Raw genomic sequence first — 19,205 nt, 5'->3', positions numbered from 1 at the left:
GGATTGCCGTCCTACCCGGGGACCCACCGGCGGTGACCGCCGCGACCCCGGACGACCCGGTGCCGCGCCACGCGTAGGCGGCCGCCCCGCCACCGGCGACGACCAGAACCGCGACGATGCCGGCCACGATCAGGCGGTGCCTGGGGCGCGGGGGCGGAGTTGCCGGCCTGCCGTGCCTGTGGCCGGGGTTCGGGTGAGCATTCCCGGATTGCGGCTGGCCGTACGGCGACGACGCCGCCGACCTGTAGACCGTCCCGGGCGGTCCAGGCGGGTCGGTGGGCCCGTCCGCCGAGGGGGTGCGTGGAGGCGGATACCCGAAGCGGTCCTCCTCCTGGCGGGGCCGCTCGCCGTGGTACGGCGGGCGGCGCCCGTACCGTTCCGGTGGCTGTGTCATGACTGCCTCCGCACAGCGGGTATCAATGAACAGGCGTCCAGAGTCCCACGTCGACGCCGGGCGGGATGGCCCCGACATGCCGGGTTGACGCCGGTCACTGCCGGCGATCGGCCGCCACCTCCCCCGCCGCGCCACCGAAACTTGCTGTCCGCATCCCGACAGGTGGTATCGACGTACGGCTCTATTGACGATCATCAAGCGCTGTTACCGTGTTCGGCAGTTCACCGACAGTACTCATTGCGTGCGGTGCCGTCCATTGGGGAGCGGTGGCCCCACCGTCCACGGGGACGCGAGATCGCGCGTCCACGGGCGGAAGAGGTGTCGCGGTGAAAGTGCACGGGTTACTCCCCCAAATCCTGTCCGGCGTCACGGTCCTCGGCGTCGTGGCCAGCGGTATGGTCGCCGGCACGCCGCGTCCGGCGTACGCCGCGGCCGGCCCCGACCAGGCGGCCACCGACGTCATGAGCGGGCTCGACAACTGGTTCAACCTCATCGGCGAGTTCGGCGCCGTCGGCGCGATGGGCAAGCCCTTGCCCAGCCTGAACCTGTCACCCGGCGGGCCGTCCGGTGCGGACCTCGCCGGGTTCTACCCCAAGTTCCGCAGCGGCCTGCTGCACGACTGGGCGGGCGCGCTGTCCACAGCGGACGTCAGCCGAATGCTGGACACCGCGGACGGGCTGCTGACGGACCGGTCGGTGAGCGCGACGGCCACCGACACGGTCACCGGTGGCCAGCATCGCCTCGCGGTCGACCTGACCGTCACCAGGCACGTCGACGCCGGCCTGTCCATCTCCGGCGGCCCGGCGAACTTCAGTTACAGCTCCACGGCCGGCCTCAAGCTTGTGGTGCAGGAGCACCTCACGTTCACCGCCGTCTACGACGAGGACACCCGGGCGTTCGGCATCCAGCACGACGGCGCCAGCAGCCCGACAGTCCACGTCTCGGTGACCGCCGACCCGATGGATCCGGTTGACGCGGCCGGGTCCCGCGGCGCACTCGGCATCCTCGGCGTTGAGCTGGGCAACGACAGCACGTTCCAGTTCAACGCCTCGCTCACCGGTACGCTGGCCGACCCGGACAACAACCGACTCCTCAGCCTCACGGAGCCGGGCGGGAAGCCGGGCGAGCTGGCCGCGTCCGGCGCGCTGGCCGGGCTGGCCACGGTGGCGCTGGCCGGTAGCGCGCGCGGCACGCTGGTGATCACCGGTACCGCGACCGGCGCCATCGCCGACCTGCCCAGCGTGGCACGCGTGACCGTCGAGGTCAGCTGCCCCGACCTGGCCAGCGCGCCGGTCACCCTCGACTACGACGCGCACGCGCTCGACCCGGTGCAGGCGTTCCTGACGATGGGACCGCATGACCTGGCCAATGCCCTGGCACAACTGGCCACCGCGCTGCGCGCCGCCGGCTCCGCCAACGGCACCGCGCTGCCGCTGATGCGGGGTACGGTCGCGGACGCGATCCCGTTCGAGCAGGCGCTCGAGGAGTTCCTGGCGAAGCACGTCGTCCAGGCACCGCCGGCCGGTAGCGGCTCGCCCACGGACCTCACTGACGTGGGGAAGACGGATTTCTCCTCGATCCAGTCGCTGGTCGAGCAGCTGGCCGCGGAGACCGGCCTGCCCAGCGGCGCGAGGATCTCGGTCAGCGACGGACGGTACGACCGCAGCGACGCTGCCAAGCCCAAACTGCGCCTGACGCTCACGCTCAGCCGCGACCCGCCGGCCGACCCGCAGCCGCTGGACGTGGTCGCCACCCTGCTGTCCGGCTCGGGACCCTCGGTGACCTACACCGACACCACGCTCGTCGACACGTCCAAGACGTTCACCGACCAGGTCGCCGGCCTCCAGGTGAGCGCCGGCACCTCCACCGCGCGCATCGACAAGGTGGACCCGGCCGATCCGGGGCACCACACCCTGCTGCTGGACAAGGACGCGGTCCTGCCGGGTTCGGCGTCGCGGTGGAACGGCGGCACGCCGGCCAGCAACCCCAAGCCGCCGTACAGCATCAGCGGCAACGATCCCCGTACCGGCCAGGTGGAGCTCGCGGACGTCCTGGCGCCCGCCACCGGCATCCGGGCGGCCAACGGCACGGTGCCGCAGGCGACTGTGAAGCCCAGCTACACGGTCACGGCGCCGCTCGTGCTCAACCTGCAACCGCCGGACACCACCGACTGCGACCCGGGGCCCGGCGCCGCGGCGTGCCCGTTCAAGTACGTCAACCCGGGCGGCACCACCACCATCATCAACTCGCTACCCATGCCCGGGCAGCGGGTGATGCTGCACACCGGAACCGGGCTGATCGCGGCGGACGCACCGATCAGCACCCCGGTGAACCTGACCGCCAACACCGGGTACCTGAAGGTGCTGGTGACCGGCTCGCTTGCCGAGTGCACCGCGGGCGCCCCGGCGGACTGCTCCGGTGCCGCGCCGACCGGCAGCCACCTGCTGACCGTGGGACTGAAGCCGGGCGGTGACGGCGCTGGAGACATCTCCATCCCGGACCTGATCACCGCGCTGCGTACCGACGCCGGCGCCACCATCGACGGCGGCGTCACCGGCCAGGCGCGCGCCGAGCTGACCTTGTCGGTACCCGGCAACCCCACGTTCTTCGGCGGCCCGACCGCGAACCTGGCGCTGACCATGCCCGACCTGACCCACCCCGACCAGATCGCGGTGGACCGGCAGTACCCGTCGTTGAAGGCCTTCGACGGCCTCGACCCGAACCCGCAGGCCCTGTTCGGCACCCTGGTCGCCGCGCTGGGCGAGGTGTCCACGCAGGTGCACAACCTCTCCGGCCGTGGGTTCGACACGACCGTCCCGTTGGTCGGCCGCAGCGCCGGGGACCTGCTCGGCGCGACCGAGAGTGGCGGCGGTCCGGGCGTCGACTACGGGGTCAACACGCTCAGCGACACCAGTAAGACCTTCACCAAGGACCGGTACCTGGGCCGGCGCGTGGTGATCGGCTCGCAGGTGCAGATCGTGACGGACGTCGTCAGCGGGCACCTGGTCTTCGGCGACGACTTCGACGTCCGGCCGGACGACGGCACACCGTACGTGGTGGGCGACGAGCTGACCATGGCGATCGACCGGCTGACCGCAAGCCCGGCGACCAGCATGCAGGATCTGGTCGGCGTGCTGAACGCGTCGCTGGGCAACGACAGCACGGTCACCTACGCGGTGGACACCGCCGGCACCCCCACGCTGCGGCTGGCGGTGGACTGGAAGCGGGCGTACCACACCGAGGTGCCGCTGGCGGTGACGTTCACCCTGGACGGCGTCGAGCGGACGCTGCTGGGCACCAGCGCGCAGGGCATGCTCACCGCGGACCTGACCGGCACCGTCTCGCTGGTGCTGCTGCTGCCACTGACCGCCGCGACCGTGGCCGACCCGGTCGGCAACCTCACCGTCGACCCGGCCGGCAAGCTGTCGGTGCGCGCCCAGGTGAACGCCCCGAACCGGCAGGCGCTGATGGCGACGGTGGACTCGCTGGCCGTGGCACTGGGTGACCCGACCGCGAACCCGTCCGGCGCGCAGCTCAAGGCGGACGTCGAGTTCGCCGCGACCGCGCCGGGCCTGACCGCGCCGGTACCGCTGGCCGACCTGCTCGACCAGGCGTCCGTCGCGGTGACCGGCCACGAGGTGACCTGCCCCGGCGTCGACGGCGGCGGATCGCTGTCGATGTGCGCGAACCTGCCCGTCTACACGCGGGAGGACGGGGTGTGGACGCCGCTGCCGCCCGACCCCGGACTCCGGGCGGGCACGGCCACCGGCACCGTGCAGGTGACCGCGACGACCAGCAGCCCGAGCACCTCCACGGCCTCGGCGCCCAGCACGATGACCAGCTCGATCGTCAACAGCGCCCTGGACCTCACCGTTCTCGGTGACGGGCTGGACAGCTACCTCCGGTACCTGGACGTGGCCATCAACCTCGCCGACAAGGGCGGCAGCCTGCCGATCGTCGGCTCCGACCTGCAGGAGGGCAAGGCCTTCCTGCAGAAGCTGCGGGCCGACCTGGCGTCGGTGCTGGGCACGGACGCGAACGGCGGCATCCTGAAGTTCAGCGAGTTCTCGGCGGTGAACAGGTACCTGACCGAGCAGGTGGGCAGCGTGCTGCCCAACGGCAAGGTCGCGGTCGGGGCGGTGTGCACCGGCCAACTCGACCCGGTCACCGGCGTCACCGCCGCGGTGGCGTCCGGCAGCGGGGACACGACGTACCGGTACAAGGTGATCGCGACCCGGGACGACGGGACCGGCGACACCGCTCCGGCGGAAAGCGGGGAGATCAGGAACGCCAGCCCGCTCGGGTCGTCCGCCTCGAACAAGATCACTTGGACGCCGAGCGCCCAGGCCACCGGCTACAAGATCCTCCGCAACACCGGCGGCGCCGGGTACAAGCTGATCAAGGAGTTGACCGGGCAGGCGACCGCCGAGTTCACCGACAACCTGGACCCGGCGGCCGAGCAGGATGCGCCGGCCGAGGTCCAGACCCCGCCCGCGCTGAAGGGCTGCCTCGGTGACACGTTCGACGCGCTGACCATCAGCCTGGACATGGGCCAGGGCGACGTATCCAACCCGAGCTCCTGCGGCGGCGGCGCGTTCTGCGCGGTGTCCCGGCCGCTGGACATGGGGCTGCCCGGGCTGTCCATCAAGCCGATCGCCGGCGACCCGGCGGCGAACCGGATCACCGGCGGGATCGCGTGGCAGTTGCACATCAAGGTGGGCCTGGACCGCAACGGCGGGTTCCGGCTGCTCACGAAGGACACCAACAACCCAGAGCTGCGACTGGGCCTGAGCATGGACCTCAACGCCAAGATGCAGGCGCAGCTCAGCTTCATCAAGGTGGACGTCACCAAGCTCGGCGGCAGCGGACCGCTGTTCGCCGGCGTGGCCGGCGTCGACGCGCATCAGCCCGGCGGCGACGACAGCTGCAACGCGTCCAGCTGCAAGCTGACGCTGACCCAGCTGAAGAGCCTCACCACCATGAAGCAGGCGCTCGGCCTCCGGCTGACCGCCACGGCATCCATCGCCTGGCAGCTCAAGGCGGCGGCCGACGCGTCGCTCCCCGGCGTCTCGGCGAAGTTCCGGCTGCACTGGAGCTGGACCTCGCAGGAGCCGAAAGACCTGAGGAACTTCGACACGCTGGCGTTCGACGACATCACCATCGACCCCGGCGGGTTCCTGAACTCGGTGCTCGGCCCGATGTTCACGCAGGTCGCGGAGGCGTTCAAGCCGCTGGCGCCGGTGGCGAAGGCGATACAGACGCCGCTACCGGGCCTGTCGGCGATCGGTGCCGGCGGTGACGCCAGCCTGCTCGGGTTCGCGCAGCAGTTCAGTACCGTCGGCGACAAGTGGAAGACGGTCAGCCAGTTCCTGACCCTGTTCGTCAAGGTGGTCGACATCGCCGGCACCATCGGCAGCGACCCGTCCTGCCCGGCCTGCGTCACGGTCGGCAGCTTCCACGTGGACACGTCGCGGGCGCGGAACACCAAGAACTCCCCGGACACCGCGGCAAGCCTGATCACCAACTCGCAGCAGGGCGACCCGTTCACCCAGTTGAACAAGGCATACACGGATGCGCATCCAGGCCACGGCGGCCTGAAGGTGACCCGGCCGGACGTCAGCGGCGTAGGTGTGTCGTTCCCGGCGCTGGAGCACCCGTTGGAGCTGTTCGGGTTGCTGGTGGGCCAGGACGTGACGCTGATGCGATTCGACTCCGGCCCGCTGACGCTCGGCCTGTCGATGGATTTGCAGCTCGGCCCGCTCTGGCAGGTCCCGCCGGTGTATCTGACGATCCGGGGCAGCGCCGCGGTGTCGGCGCGCATCGTCGCCGGGTTCGACACGTACGGGCTGCGCACGGCGTGGCAGCAGCACACCGGGCTGAACATCCTCGACAGCCTCTACTTCGAGACCACCGACGAGACCGGGAAGCCGCTGCCGGTGGTGCAGTTCACCGGCGACCTCGCGGTCGGCGTCGCGCTCGGGCTGGGGGCGATCGCGAGCGTCGGGGTCGAGGGCGGCTTCGAGCTGACCGTGGCGATCAGCTGGAACGATCCGGACAACGACGGCAAGTTCCGGTTCCAGGAGTTCCTCAGCAACGCGCTGAACGCACCGCTGTGCCTGTTCAACGCGAACGGGAAGTTCAGCGTGTTCATCCGGGTGCGCGCCCAGGCGCTCGGGCTGGAGAAGGACTGGACGCTCGTCAAGATCACCTTGGTGGACTTCTCGTACCGCCCGGACTGCGGCACCGTAACCGGCGAGCCTGGCGGCGGCGACGGGCCACCGGTACTGGGCGTGCTCGACCCCAACACGAAGACGCTGTACCTGGCCATGGGCCGACTCGGCCGCGGCGCCGGCGCCGACGAGCAGGCGGTGGTCCGCGCCAGCGGTGACCCGTCCGGCGGCGGCGTCGTCACCGTCGAAAAGGACGGGCAGAGCACCGACTACCCGTCCGACGCGGTGCTCAACGTGGTGCTGGACGGACGCGGGTACCAGGGCGCCCTGAACGTGGCCTTCGTCGGCGACTCCGGTACGCCTTTCGACAAGAAGGTGATCGCCTTCGGCGGTGAGAAGAACGACACCATCCAGACCGGCGCCGGCGAGTCCTGGGTGGACGGCGGCGGCGGTAACGACGTACTCACCACCGGCGACCGGCCTGACCTGGCCACCTCCGGTTCCGCCGCGGCCAAGGCCGCCGTGGCCGGCGGCGCGGGCGACGACAGCATCACCGTTGGCAACGCGGACGACTGGGTGGCCGGTGACGCCAAGCTGGCGCCCACCGACGGCGCGCAGCTGGAGTTCCCGCAGCCGAGCGGCACAACCAGACTGAGCGTCATCGACCCCGAATCGATCGCGACCGGTGACACGACCCCGGCGCCCGGCGACGGGGGCGACCTGGTGTCGCTGGGTACCGGTATGGACCAGGTGTTCGCCGGTGGCGGCGACGACCTGGTCAGCGCGTCCGGGGACAGCCCGCAGGCGGGCCTGCCGGACCTGCCGGCACCGCCCGGCAACTACCGGGCCGCCAACCTGAGGGTCACCGGCGGGCCGGGCAGTGACCGCGTCTACACCGCCTCGGGCGACGACGTCGTCTACACCGGACTGCCGGCGGGAGACGCCGACACCGGGGTGGATGCGGCGGGTGCCGGGGACGTACCGGGCGACAGCAACACCGTCGACACCGGTAGCGGCAACGACGTCGTCTACGGCGGCAACGCCGCCGACGCGGTCACCGGCCACTCCACCACCGGGCAGAACGACCTGTTCTACGGTCACGCCGGCAACGACGTACTGATGGGCGGGTACGGTCCGGACGTGCTGTACGGCGGCCCCGGCGATGACTACGTGATCGCCGAGCCAGCCAACCTGGGCGCCCCGGGTACGGCCACCGACGCGCTGGGCAGCGCCCGTGCCGTGGCCCACCTGCCGAACCCGAACGCCCCGTCGTTCAAGACACTCGTCGGCGGCGGCGGTTCGGACCGCGTCTACGGCGGTGACGGTGGGGCCGCCGTCTTCGGCGACCGCCAGACCGACGGCTGTGCCGCCGGTACGCCGCTGGCCTCCGACCCGCCGGCCGAACACCCGGGTGCCGACGACGGTCCGGACCTCATCATCGGCGGTACCGGGGTCGAGACCGTCAACGCCGGTGGCGCGGACGACCACGCCAGCACCGGCGGCGGTGACGACCTGGTCTGCGGCAACCAGGGCGGGGACTCGATCGACGCCGGGTCCGGCGTCGACCAGGTCTGGGGCGGTACCGGCAACGACAGGGTCAACGGCGGTGACGGCGCGGACCTCCTGTACGGCAACGCCGGGAACGACACCGGCTACGGCGGCGCCGGCGACGACTCCGTCGAGGGCGACGGCGGCAGCGACACCCTGTTCGGCGGTACCGACGCCGACATTGTCGTCGGCGGCACCCCGGTCGATGGCCGCCCCGACGTCGGCGACACCCTGTACGGCGACACCGGCACCGACACGCTGATCGGTGACAACGCGGTGGCCCGCCTACCGGCCGACCTGTCCGGCACGGACGCCTCGCTCGGCGGCCCGGACACCATGTCGGGCGGCGACGGGGTGGACCACCTCTACGGCGGCCTGTCCGGGGACACCGTCTCCGGCAACGCCGGCGACGACTACATCGAGGGCAACAACGGCGCCGACACCATCAGCGGCGGTACCGGCGACGACGACATCCTCGGCGGCAGCGCGCAGACCGCGCTCACCGGTCCGTCGGTCATGATCGGCCGGCCGGACTCCGGCGACACGATCGCAGGCGACGCCGGCATCGACGTGATCGCGGGCGACAACGCGCTGTTCAGCACCGTGGACGCGCCGCTGGCCACCCCGGCCATGCTGGGTCGGGGCGCGGCGGCGGGACGGCTGCGACTGGTCCAGCTGTACGACCTCGGAACCGCACCGGTCGCCGGTACCTCCGGCGGTGACTTCATCGACGGCGCTGCCGATCCTGACGTGATCTTCGGTCAGGGCGGCGACGACCGGATCCTGGGCGGCGACGGCGGCGACTACGCCGAGGGCGGGCCGGGTACCGACTGGGTGGAGGGCGAAGCCGGTGACGACGAGGTCGTCGGTGGCAGCTCCACGATGGACGGTGCGGACCCGGACGTGACCGCGAAGGGCCAGCCGGACGCGGGTGACGTGCTGTTCGGTGGGGCCGGCGACGACGTGGGCATCGGCGACAACGCGCAGGTGAGCCGGGTCGGCTCCCTGGACCCGCAGACGCTGCGGGTCAACCCGGCCGGCGCGGTGACCCAGCGCCGCTCGATCCGGTTGCTGGACCGGCAGGTGGCGGCGGACGACCTGCTCACCGTGTCCACCGGCCGTTCCGGGCCGGACCAGATCTCGGGCGGTTCCGGGGTGGACGTGCTGCTCGGCCAGGACGGCGACGACGCGATCTCGGGTGGTCGGAATGAGGACTACATCGAGGGCAACGGCGGCGCCGACCGGATCGTTGGCGACCGCAGCCTGGCCGGAATCGGGGTGGCTCCCCCGACGGTGGCGTGGCCGGGCTCGCCCGGCCCGGCGCCGGACGGCGACCTCAGCCAACCGGACGGGCAGGACGACATCATCGGCGGCACCCCGGTGGCGGGGTGGCGCGACGGTGGTGACGTGATCGACGGTGACGATGCCGCCGACTACGTGGTCGGCGACAACGGCACGGTGGTGCGGGACGTGCTGGACGCATCCGGCAACGCCGTGCCGGCCGATGCGGCGACCGGCAGCGGCCCGGTGCACGAGCGGGTGTATACGCTGCGGTACGCCAGCCCGGCTCCGGCGGGTGCGGCGTTCACCCGACACGGTGCGCCGGGGCAGTCCTCGACGCGGTTCTGCGCGGTGCGCACGGAGAACACATGTGAGCAGCCGGGTGCGTACGGTGCGGATGTCATTCGCGGTGGTGCCGGCGATGACACCCTGTACGGCCAGGACGGCACCGACGTGCTGGCCGGCGGGGACGGCGACGACGACATGTACGGAGAGCTGGGCAACGACCAGCTGTCCGGCGACGCGGGTGACGACGCGATGGTCGGTGACCGTGGTGGCGTGGTGGACCGGCGGGAGGACGGTTCCCGGGCGTTCACCGTGGACATGAGCCAGGTACCGAAGATTCACTACGTCGGGCTGCTGGACGGCTCGGTCACCAGGCAGACGGACCTGCTGCACGACGTCAACGGCGACGCTTTCGTGGGTACGTCGACGGAGGCCCCGATGCCGTACGACGGGGTGAACTTCGGTGGTGACGACCGAATGCGCGGCGGAGCCGGGCACGATTCGATGCACGGTGGGCCGGGCGACGACCTGCTCAACGGCGACAGCGGCGGCGACACCGTGTTCGGTGATGACGGCGCGGACGTCGTGTGGGGCGGTAAGGGTTCCGATGACCCGAACAACCCCAACGACCGTGGTACCAACGATTCGCTGGTCGACTACCTGTTCGGTGGCAAGGGCGCAACGACCGGCCCGTCGCTGGACCCCGTCACCGGCGTGCTGGGTGCGGACATCATCGACTTCCGGCCGCGTGGGTCGTACCCAGACCACTGCGCCGCGACGCCGTGGCCGGGCCCGGACCTCACCGGTGCGACGGTGGATCCGTGCTCCTGGTTCGAGATGACCAGCACCGACAACGCGGAAGCCGGCGACAACCAGCACCACCAGGGCATCGACTGGATGTACGGCGGCTGGGACCGCGACGTGCTTCAGGGCGACGTGGCGGACAACGGCCCGAACGACGGTGACCGGATGCTGGACTGGAACGGTGCCTACAACCTCTACACGCACTGCAACGCGGCGTACGGCGGCTTCAACGACGTGCGCAGCCACAGCCCCGCGATGCGGGAGTTCCTGTGGGCCTGGTCGGCGTCGGTGGGCGCCGGGCAGAACCTGACCGATGTCCAGGACGAGGCGACGTCTGCCGGCGACGAGGCCGCGGTCGTCCGCAAGCCGACGCGGGACCACGCGAACGGGCCGGCGTTCCCGGAGACACCCGGGCACTTCGACCAGTTCGCCTGCCAGGAGTAGCCCGGGCGACAAAACGGGTCAGGTACGGGCGGCGCGGCGGTGCGCCGCCCGTACCGTGCCGCACGCTGGCCGGCACTCGGCGCCGCCTGCACCCTGTGCCGCCGAGTGAGCGGCGGTCAGCGCTGGTCACGGCGTTCTGCCGGGCCCCGGTGCGGTAGTGGCTGGCACAGCGCGCCACAGCCCGGCGGAGAGGGCCACCATCCAGACGATGAACAGGCCCGCGCCGACAAGCGAGTAGCCACCCTCGACGCCGCGCCCGACAAGATTGGAGACCGACGCCAACAGGAAAACCCCCGCAAGGACCAGGCCGCTGATACCCAGCCACCGCCACAGCAGCCCGGTACGCAGGATCGCCAAGGAGATCGTTGCGGCCAGGGCGGCAACGGACCAGACGACAGGCGTGCGGCCCTGCAGCTGGTTCAACGCGTCGACTGCGCCGGGCTCGTTGCTCTCGGCGACGCCGACCAGGGCGGTCTCCGCGGCGGTCGACATGAATCCCAGGGCCAGGAAGACCGTGCCAGCGACCAGCGCGGCGACCGCCGTCGTCTCGTGCCCAGCCCGCCAGACGACCACCACGAGCGGGGCGAGGAAGGCGATGAACGCCAGCAGAGCGAGCCCGAGCGCGACCTCACTGCCCAGCAGGGCGCCGCGGTGGGCGACGTTGTACGCGGCGACCTCTGCCGCCGATGAGCTGACCGGTCCGGTTCCCTGCGCACATGATGGACCACGAACAGCAGGCCGAACACCAGCGCGCCGATCGCGGCCAGTCGTAGGGATGGTCTGCGTAGAGCGTCGGGCGTACCAGGCGATGGTGCGGCGCTGCGACGAATTTCCGACATTTGATCCTGGTTCCGGTCAGGAAACTGTCGAAGAATCGGTCCGCCCGATCGAAGTAGTCGACGCGGCCCCAGCCCGAGCCGAGCGCCGCATCTCGCCTGGCTCGAAGTCGTTCTGGCCGGTGTCGCCTTTCCGTCCAAGTCGGATCGCAGGACCATGTACTTTCCGCCGGGAGCGTCGCATCCTTTCTTGTAGGCAATGAGCAATTATCGACTCGGCATCCCCGAAGGAGGGGCCATGCCAGCGGAACGTCGGGCGCGACGGGACACACCTAGTGCCGACACAGCACTTTATCGACCTCCCGGTGTGCTAACCGTAACCGCCCCCGAACCGCACACGGGAAGATCAGTGGCGGTGGATCCGGCGGGCACCGTGTTGGGGCGCGACCCTGGCTGTCACCTGGCGCTCTCAAATGAGCACATCAGTCGCCGGCATGCCGTGGTGCGATCAGGCGACGGCGGTTATGTGGTGGAAGATCTCGGATCCCGAAACGGGAGCATGGTCAACGGCAACCCCGTACTGGGCGTAGTTCCGCTGCACGACGGTGACCGACTGACCCTTGCCGACGTGGAGGTCGAGTTCCGGTTGACGGGAGCGCAGAGCACAACGCCGGGTCGGTCCGAGCCGCCGCCAGGGGAGGCATGGTGGCCAGATGAGCCGACCCAGCCGTCACCGCATGTGACTCGGTCGGGGGAAGACTCGCCGCGGTCGCTGCGGCATGAGCTGCAGGACGCGCCGGGCTTCTCGGTCCCCGCACTGCTGTTGGCCGTCGCAGGATCGGTCGTCGGCACGGTCCTCACGAGCGCTGCCGGCACCGGTCCGTGGGGGAGCCTGGCGGGAGCCGCCCTTGCACCGGTTGTCGGCACGGCGTTCACCACCAAGCGCGCCGGCGAGAAGGGGCGGGTAAGAGCTGCGGCGATCATCATGCTCAGCGCAGCGGCCCTGTTCATCACATGGGCTGGTGTCTCTCTCGCCGACCTCGCCGCCGGCAGCTCCGTACTTCCGGGCACCGGCGAGCGCCCGAACACCTTCCCGGCGCCGAACGTCAAGGATCCGATGCCGCAGACCGCGCCGACCGTCAGGCAGGAGCTGCGTATTGAGGCGATCGCCGAGCTGGATTGTGGTACGGCCGCCATCGGCTCGACCGCCTTGTGCCCGCACCCGGTCACGATCAAGAACACTGGCACTGGACGGCTGCATATCACCTCCGTTGAGTTGACCGGATCCCACATGACCGACTTTACCGCCGGACAGGAATGTGCGGATGTATGGCTCGCAGTGGACGAGATCTGCGCCATTACTGTGCGGTTCCACCCGTCGGCTGCCGGTCCGCGACGCGTCACGTTGGTGATTCATCAAAATTTGCCTCCCCCCGACCGTGGCACCAACGTTTCCATCACCGGCGTAGGCGGCCAAAAAGACCCCGACGCCTGCATCGAGGGATACGTGTGGCGTGAGGCGGTTGCCGGCGACCATGTCTGCGTAACCCCGGAAACTCGCCTTCAGGCCCAGCGCGACACCCAACTGGCCGAAAGCCGCCGTAGTCCGAATGGCGGAGAGTATGGTCCCGACACCTGCATCGAGGGATACGTGTGGCGAGAGGCAGTCACCGGTGACCACGTCTGCGTGACGCCAGCCACCCGCGCCCTCACTCAGCAGGACAACACTCTCCGCGACAGTCGTCGAATGGGCTGACAAGCCCGCCGGTGGTGGCTTGGTCGAGACGAACAACAAGGAGCGGAGGGCCATGCAAGCGACGACTGGTGACAACGGTGGAGAGCTGACCAGCGACGAGGAGCTGCAGCGAATCCGGGTGGGTGAGCTGATGCCCCACAACGCCCCGATCACCCTCGTCAACTACGACCCCGAATGGCCCCAGCTCTTCGCTCACGAAGCGGACCGAATTCGTGCCGTGCTCGGCGAGGCAGCTCTTCAGGTCGAGCACGTCGGCTCCACGTCAGTCCCCGGACTGATCGCCAAACCCATCATCGACATGTTGCTGGTCGTTCCCGACTCCGCCCACGAGCCGTCGTACGTGCCTGCTTTGGAGGGTGCTGGGTACCTGCTGCGTGTCCGGGAGCCCGACTGGTACGAACATCGCCTTTTCAAGAGCCCGGACAACACCATCAACCTGCATGTCTTCAGCGCCGGTGCGGCCGAGATAGCCAGGATGCTGCGCTTCCGGGACTGGCTGCGCGCCACGCCCGTGGACCGGGACCACTATGCGGCCGTCAAGCGGGACCTGGCTCGGCGGACGTGGCGGCATGTGCAGCACTACGCCAACGCCAAGACCGCAGCAATCCACGAAATCATGGACCGGGCTGAGCGCCAACGATCCTGACTCGAATCGAGGACGCACCTGTTCGCCGCGCAACCTCCTGAGCTGACCTCTGCCCGCAACCCTCCTCCGCGAACTCGCCGGTGCGGGCAAGTTGACGATGCGGGTGAACGTGTGCGGGCCCAGCTCCCGCGCCGGGCCTAGCGTACGCAGCCGCCTTCGCCGGCGGGCCGGACATGCGGGCGCATGACGTCGGTGATGCCCTTGAAGGCGTACGGATCTTCGCCCGCGACCACCACGATGTCACGGTGGTCGACGGTGGCCATGCTCTCGCCGGGGCCGGGCGGGAACCAGGGCAGCAGCGAGTCCGCGCTCATGTAGTGGGTCACGTAGGCGCGGCGCATGCCGTGGCGTCCGGTGTTGGGCAGTGACCGGTGCAGCAGGTGCCCGTCGAAGACGAGCGCGGACCCGGCGGGCAGCTCCACCGGGATGGCGTCCTCGTCGGTGAAGCCGTGCGCCTCCTTGGTGCAGTCGAAGCGTGGGTCGTGCTGGTCGCGGTCCGGGTACAGGAAACGGCGCCGGTGTGATCCGGGCAGCACCCACAGGCAGCCGTTCTCGACGGTGGCGTCGTCGAGGGCCAGCCACACGGCGGTCAGGGACTGGTCGCGGGTCGGAATGTGCGTTTCGTCCTGGTGCCACGCCTGGCCGGGCTTGCCCTCGGCCTTGATGAACAGCATCGACTGCATCATCTTCACGTTCGGCCCGATGACGCCGGTGAGCGCGTCGGCGACCTTCGGCAGCACCGCGACATCGTGCAGCAGCGGCGAGATCTTGTGCGGGAAGTGGATGCACAGGTATCGGCGCAGCACCTCCGCGTCTTGCTCGTGCGACCCCGCCGGCTGCACGCCGTCGATGTCCCCGCGAAGTCCCCGGCAGATGGCGGTCGCCTCCTCGCGCACCCGCGCCAGCGCCTCGGGCGAGAGCACGTTGTCGAGAATCAGGTACCCGTCGTCGTCATAGTTGCTCATACGGGCACACTAAGCTGACGCTGCTCGTGCTCACCATTCATGGAGGAGGCCGCTTCTTGTCCAGATGTATACCGGCGGTCGCCGACTACCCGGCGGGCGCGCGGCTACCCATGCGGGTGATCGACGACTACGAGTTCGTCTGGATGTTGCGCGGCCGTGCCCGCCTGGTCACGCCGGACGACTCGATCGTGGTGGCGCCGGGACACCTGTTGTTGATCCCACCGGGTTTCCGGCACGGCTTCGAGTGGGACCAGCAGCACCCGAGCCGCCACGGGTACGTCCACTTCCCGCCGGAGTACGTCGGCGCACCCGTGGCGGCGCCACGGCTGGTGCGCATGTCCGGCGACAACCCGATCGGGGGGCTGTGCGCGTACCTGCTCGCCCTCGGCGAAGGCGAGCAGATCGACCACACAGTCCGCTATCTGGTGTCCGTGGTACTCGCCGACGCGCCGGAGCGCCCGGTCTCGGGTCCGCTGCTGACCGCGGTGTCGCATCTGCGCCGTGAGTGGGCGGATCTGCCATTGCACCGGGTGAGCGTGCACTCGCTCGCCGCCGCTTCGTCGGTCACCCGCGGCTATTTGAACCGCTTGTTCCAGGCCGAATTCGGCCTCAGCGTTGGGTCCGCGCTGGAGCGCGTGCGCTGCTCGCGGGCGGAAACCTTGCTGACCCGCACCGACCTCACCGTCGACGCCGTCGCCCGAGCCTGCGGGTTCGCCGACGTCAGCCATTTCTCGCACCGGTTCACCACGATCCACGGCATGCCGCCCAGCGCGTACCCCGGCAACCCCAGCGTGCTGGACCACCCCGGCGTTCGCCGGCTCACCCGCCTACTGTGGCGGTGACGCACCCACCAGGCCGGGCTCAGCGCTCCCGCGCTGGCATCGTGGAAGGTCCCACGTGCCGATCGAGCCAGTCGCCGAGCGGCCGGGTCGAGTGCAGGAACTCCACGATCCGCCGCTTGGCCGCGGCCGTACCAAGCCAGCTGGCGACCGGCCACTGCTTCCAGGCAACCAGGCCCTTGTTACGGAGCAGCTCGGCCCGCGGATGATCGCGCGGATATCCCCGCGGCGCGGTCTTGAGCGTCTCGCGGCCACGGACCTCGATCCGGTGACCCTCAACCTCCGCAATGATCTTTTGCAACTCTCCGCCGCTGGTGTCGTCGGCCACCGCCCGGCGGTACCGCTCCAGCTGGTCGGCGGCCATCATCCACATCCCGTTGCCGGCGGCCAGGCCGTCGGCGGAGAGCTGGACGTACCCGCGGTGCTCGAGCACCGCCCCGATAGCGGTTTTGTACGGTGACTTGTCGGCGCTGAACCGGACGTCTCGAAATGGCCGGAAGATCTTGCCCGTGCCGAACTCCGGCTCCAGCTCGGCGAGCAGCTCCGTCATCGGAGCGCACACCTTGTCGTCGTAGATCGCCTTATGCGCAGTCCAGTATGTCTTTGAGTTGTCGGCCGCGAGCCCCTCGTAGAACTCCAGAGCCTCGGCCGGCCATCCCCGGAACACCACGATGCCGAGGGTATCGCGTGGCCGGCGACCTCCGGGATCAGCCGCTACGCGTCCACGGGTTCCCGCGGACTCGCCGGCCCGGACGGGTGACACCGGCACCGCCGATGGGACGGCGAGCTATATATCGTACGAAAATGGCGAAGATGCGATCCCGGCGCTCATCTTCGCGATCGACGGAGGGGACTGTCCGCGTACCACCGAAAAGACGGCGATGGACGGCGGTCGGGGCCGCCGCGTTGCTCGCGCTGGTCGGGACGTCGGGGCCGACCGCGGTGGACCGCCTCGGGCCGGCGCCCGCGTGGGGGCCGGTGCGGGGGGCGGCCAGCGCTGCGACGTGGATGGCCTTTCCCGGCGGGGTGTTCTCGGTCGACACCGCCGAACGCACCGTCCGCTACCGGGCCTGCGACGGCGACACCGGCCGGGTCGCCGACCCGCGGATGCGGGTCGCCGGCGGCACCGCGACCGGCCAGGTCACCGCCGGGGGTACGACCTACGCCTACCGGGTGCCGCTGGTCGGCCGCACCCAGGGCGTGGTCGAGGTGTCCCGCCCGCACCGGCAACCGGACCGGCGGATCGGTGAGGTGGTCACCGATCCGCAGCCGCCCACCGACCCCGCCGCCGGCCGCCGGCTGTCCCCGCTGACCGGGCAGCTCGCCCGAGTCGCGGCCACCGCGACCAACAACCGGGCCGGCGTCGCCGTGCGCGACCTCTCCAGCCGGTACGGCCACCAGCAGATCGCAGTCAACGGCGCATTCCGGCCGAAGGCGGCCAGCGTGATCAAGCTGTGGATCCTCGTCGAGCTGCTGCGCCGGGTCGACTGCAGGCAACTGTCGCTCGACCGGGCCGTGCGGGTCACCCGCGATGACGTGGTCGGCGGCACGGGCAAGCTGAAGTCCGAGGCGATCCCGCAGGTGGTGACCACTTCCCGGCTCGCCGAATACATGATCGAGTACAGCGACAACACCGCCGCGAACGTGCTGATCGACCAGCTCGGCGGGTTCGCGCCGGTCAACGCCCTGATCGACTCGATGAACCAGCGCGAGACCGTCCTGGCCCACAAGTTGTTCGACGGCGCCGCCGACCGGGGCGGGGAGAACTACACCAGCCCGGACGACGTCGTCTCGCTACTCGGCGCGGTCTGGGACGCCCGGATCCTCACCGAGTCGTCCCGTGACCTGATGATCGGCTTCATGCGCAAGCAGACCCGCAACTCCAAGATCCCCGCCGCCCTACCGCCCGGCACCCCCCTCGCGCACAAGACCGGCGACGATATCGACGCCTCCCACGACGTCGGCTACTGCCTCACCCCGGGCGCGGAGACCGCCGTCGCGTTCCTCACCGCCGGCCCTTCCCGCACCGGCAGCGAGACCGTTCGACAACTCGCCCGCACCGTCCACGACTACATCACCCCGGGGTGCGCCCCGGGGTGAGCCCGGTGCCGGTGCCAAATCTTCCTCGTGTGGGTCAGATCCGTGGGGCGGGTAGCTCAGGTGCGCGGCCGCGGGCGCGCCAAGCATCCGAGCCGGCGATTCCGGCGAGTATCGCAACGGCGGCGCCACCGGCGGCCAGCGGTGGCAGATACCACGTGGCCGGGAGCAGGAGGCCCAGGGCGAGGAGGCCGGCCAGCCGCGACCGGGAGATCCGGCTGAAGACCAGCAGTTCGAAAAGTGACCGCCCGGCCAGGAACAGCGCGGGCCCGCCGAGGACGGCGATGAGCCACTTCGGTTCCGGCCGGCCGAGCGGCTCCATGATGTACAGCTCGAAGCCGACACCGGCCAGGAAGACACCGGCGATCATGAGCAGGTGAGTCCCGGCTACCGCCACGGACTGCCGGACCGGGTTCCGGGCACCCGTGATGGCCACCGGCAGGACAGCGCCGGCCCGGTAGAAATAGACCCGCCAGAGCAGCACGATGGCGACGAACGCCAGCCCGAACCCGACCGCATGCGGGGTGCCCAGGTTGCTGCCGCTGAACGCCATGCCCGACACGAGGACCGCCTCACCCAACGCGATCAGATAGAACTGCTGCAACCGCTCGGCCATGTGCTCACCCGCGATCGGTGCGCCAGCCAATCGTTTAAAGCCGGCCGCGAACCCGATGTAGCCGATGGCCAGCGCGAGGGCCCAGAGCACGGCGCGGCGACCCTGGTCGTGCACCAGCGCGCCCACGATCCACAGCACCGCGCTCACGGCAAACGGGAGCAGCGCCGGGGTAGTGGTCGTTTCACGGCGGAAGACCAGGAGGAGCAGCACGCGGCTTGTCCGGGCCACGACGTAGGCGCCGGCGAAGACGAGAGCCCGCTGCTCGAACCCCTGCGGTACCGCGACGGCCATCACCACGGCGCCTGCCATCGACACGAACACTGCGGTCTGGATCACCAGCGATTCCGGACTTCGTCGGCTGGTCAACGCGACCGTCGACAGCCACAGGACCCAGAACGCCAGGAACAGCAGGAAGGCCTCCACCACCTCGCCGAACCATTGCTGACGCCCGGCGCTGAGGTCATTGTTCAGCCGCAAGCTGAGCTGATTGAGCGCGAACACGAAGACAAGATCGAAGAGCAGCTCCAGGACGGTCGGCCGCCGCCAGCCGGCTTTCTCGCGCATGGGCCGCTCGCCGCCCGGCT

9 protein-coding genes are annotated in these 19,205 nt (G+C 70.3%); 5 read left to right on the top strand and 4 right to left on the bottom strand.

Features of this window, described 5'->3' with window-relative positions; genetic code table 11:
* Nucleotides 1-720: 720 nt before the first annotated feature.
* Entirely contained in the window at nucleotides 721-10,926 is a 10,206-nt protein-coding gene (locus GA0070624_RS19470; RefSeq protein ID WP_141715088.1) for a calcium-binding protein, read from the top strand.
* 126 nt (nucleotides 10,927-11,052) lie between these two features.
* Here GA0070624_RS19470 and GA0070624_RS19465 read toward each other — a convergent pair whose 3' ends face one another.
* On the bottom strand, nucleotides 11,053-11,502 hold the full coding sequence (locus tag GA0070624_RS19465; RefSeq protein ID WP_091343098.1) for a hypothetical protein: 450 nt from the start codon (nucleotides 11,500-11,502) through the stop codon (nucleotides 11,053-11,055).
* Nucleotides 11,503-12,000: 498 nt separating this feature from the next.
* Here GA0070624_RS19465 and GA0070624_RS19460 point away from each other — a divergent pair, with 498 nt between their 5' ends.
* Together GA0070624_RS19460 and GA0070624_RS19455 are read left to right on the top strand one after the other, a co-directional pair.
* Nucleotides 12,001-13,458 (top strand): FHA domain-containing protein, encoded by a 1,458-nt coding sequence (locus GA0070624_RS19460; RefSeq protein ID WP_091343096.1) that lies wholly within the window; start codon nucleotides 12,001-12,003, stop codon nucleotides 13,456-13,458.
* Nucleotides 13,459-13,477: 19 nt separating this feature from the next.
* The gene (locus GA0070624_RS19455) at nucleotides 13,478-14,104 is read left to right on the top strand and encodes a GrpB family protein (RefSeq protein WP_218105212.1); all 627 of its coding nucleotides are present in this window, start codon (nucleotides 13,478-13,480) and stop codon (nucleotides 14,102-14,104) included.
* A gap of 137 nt (nucleotides 14,105-14,241) precedes the next feature.
* Here the strand turns inward: GA0070624_RS19455 and GA0070624_RS19450 are convergent, their stop codons facing one another.
* The gene (locus tag GA0070624_RS19450; protein ID WP_091343091.1) at nucleotides 14,242-15,069 is read right to left on the bottom strand and encodes a phytanoyl-CoA dioxygenase family protein; all 828 of its coding nucleotides are present in this window, start codon (nucleotides 15,067-15,069) and stop codon (nucleotides 14,242-14,244) included.
* Between the two features lie 26 nt (nucleotides 15,070-15,095).
* Between GA0070624_RS19450 and GA0070624_RS19445 the strand changes: the two genes are divergently transcribed.
* Nucleotides 15,096-15,911 (top strand): helix-turn-helix transcriptional regulator, encoded by an 816-nt coding sequence (locus GA0070624_RS19445; protein WP_141715087.1) that lies wholly within the window; start codon nucleotides 15,096-15,098, stop codon nucleotides 15,909-15,911.
* A gap of 19 nt (nucleotides 15,912-15,930) precedes the next feature.
* Here GA0070624_RS19445 and GA0070624_RS19440 read toward each other — a convergent pair whose 3' ends face one another.
* Nucleotides 15,931-16,578, bottom strand: a complete 648-nt coding sequence (locus tag GA0070624_RS19440; protein WP_218105211.1) for a DUF2461 domain-containing protein — start codon at nucleotides 16,576-16,578, stop codon at nucleotides 15,931-15,933.
* A gap of 338 nt (nucleotides 16,579-16,916) precedes the next feature.
* Between GA0070624_RS19440 and GA0070624_RS19435 the strand changes: the two genes are divergently transcribed.
* Entirely contained in the window at nucleotides 16,917-18,008 is a 1,092-nt protein-coding gene (locus GA0070624_RS19435) for a serine hydrolase (protein WP_141715086.1), read from the top strand.
* 34 nt (nucleotides 18,009-18,042) lie between these two features.
* Here GA0070624_RS19435 and GA0070624_RS19430 read toward each other — a convergent pair whose 3' ends face one another.
* Nucleotides 18,043-19,185 (bottom strand): low temperature requirement protein A, encoded by a 1,143-nt coding sequence (locus GA0070624_RS19430; protein WP_176731782.1) that lies wholly within the window; start codon nucleotides 19,183-19,185, stop codon nucleotides 18,043-18,045.
* Between the last annotated feature and the right edge of the window lie 20 nt (nucleotides 19,186-19,205).

Source organism: Micromonospora rhizosphaerae (assembly GCF_900091465.1).
Taxonomy (GTDB): Bacteria; Actinomycetota; Actinomycetes; order Mycobacteriales; family Micromonosporaceae; genus Micromonospora; species Micromonospora rhizosphaerae.
The sequence above is the reverse complement of the archived record's forward strand: the minus strand, read 5'-3'. Positions and strand labels throughout refer to the sequence as shown.

Coding starts and splice junctions, on each gene's coding strand:
- GA0070624_RS19460 (WP_091343096.1), top strand. CDS start 12,001: ATGCCAGCGGAACGTCGGGCGCGACGGGACACACCTAGTGCCGACACA.
- GA0070624_RS19450 (WP_091343091.1), bottom strand. CDS start 15,069: ATGAGCAACTATGACGACGACGGGTACCTGATTCTCGACAACGTGCTC.
- GA0070624_RS19435 (WP_141715086.1), top strand. CDS start 16,917: ATGGCCTTTCCCGGCGGGGTGTTCTCGGTCGACACCGCCGAACGCACC.
- GA0070624_RS19430 (WP_176731782.1), bottom strand. CDS start 19,185: ATGCGCGAGAAAGCCGGCTGGCGGCGGCCGACCGTCCTGGAGCTGCTC.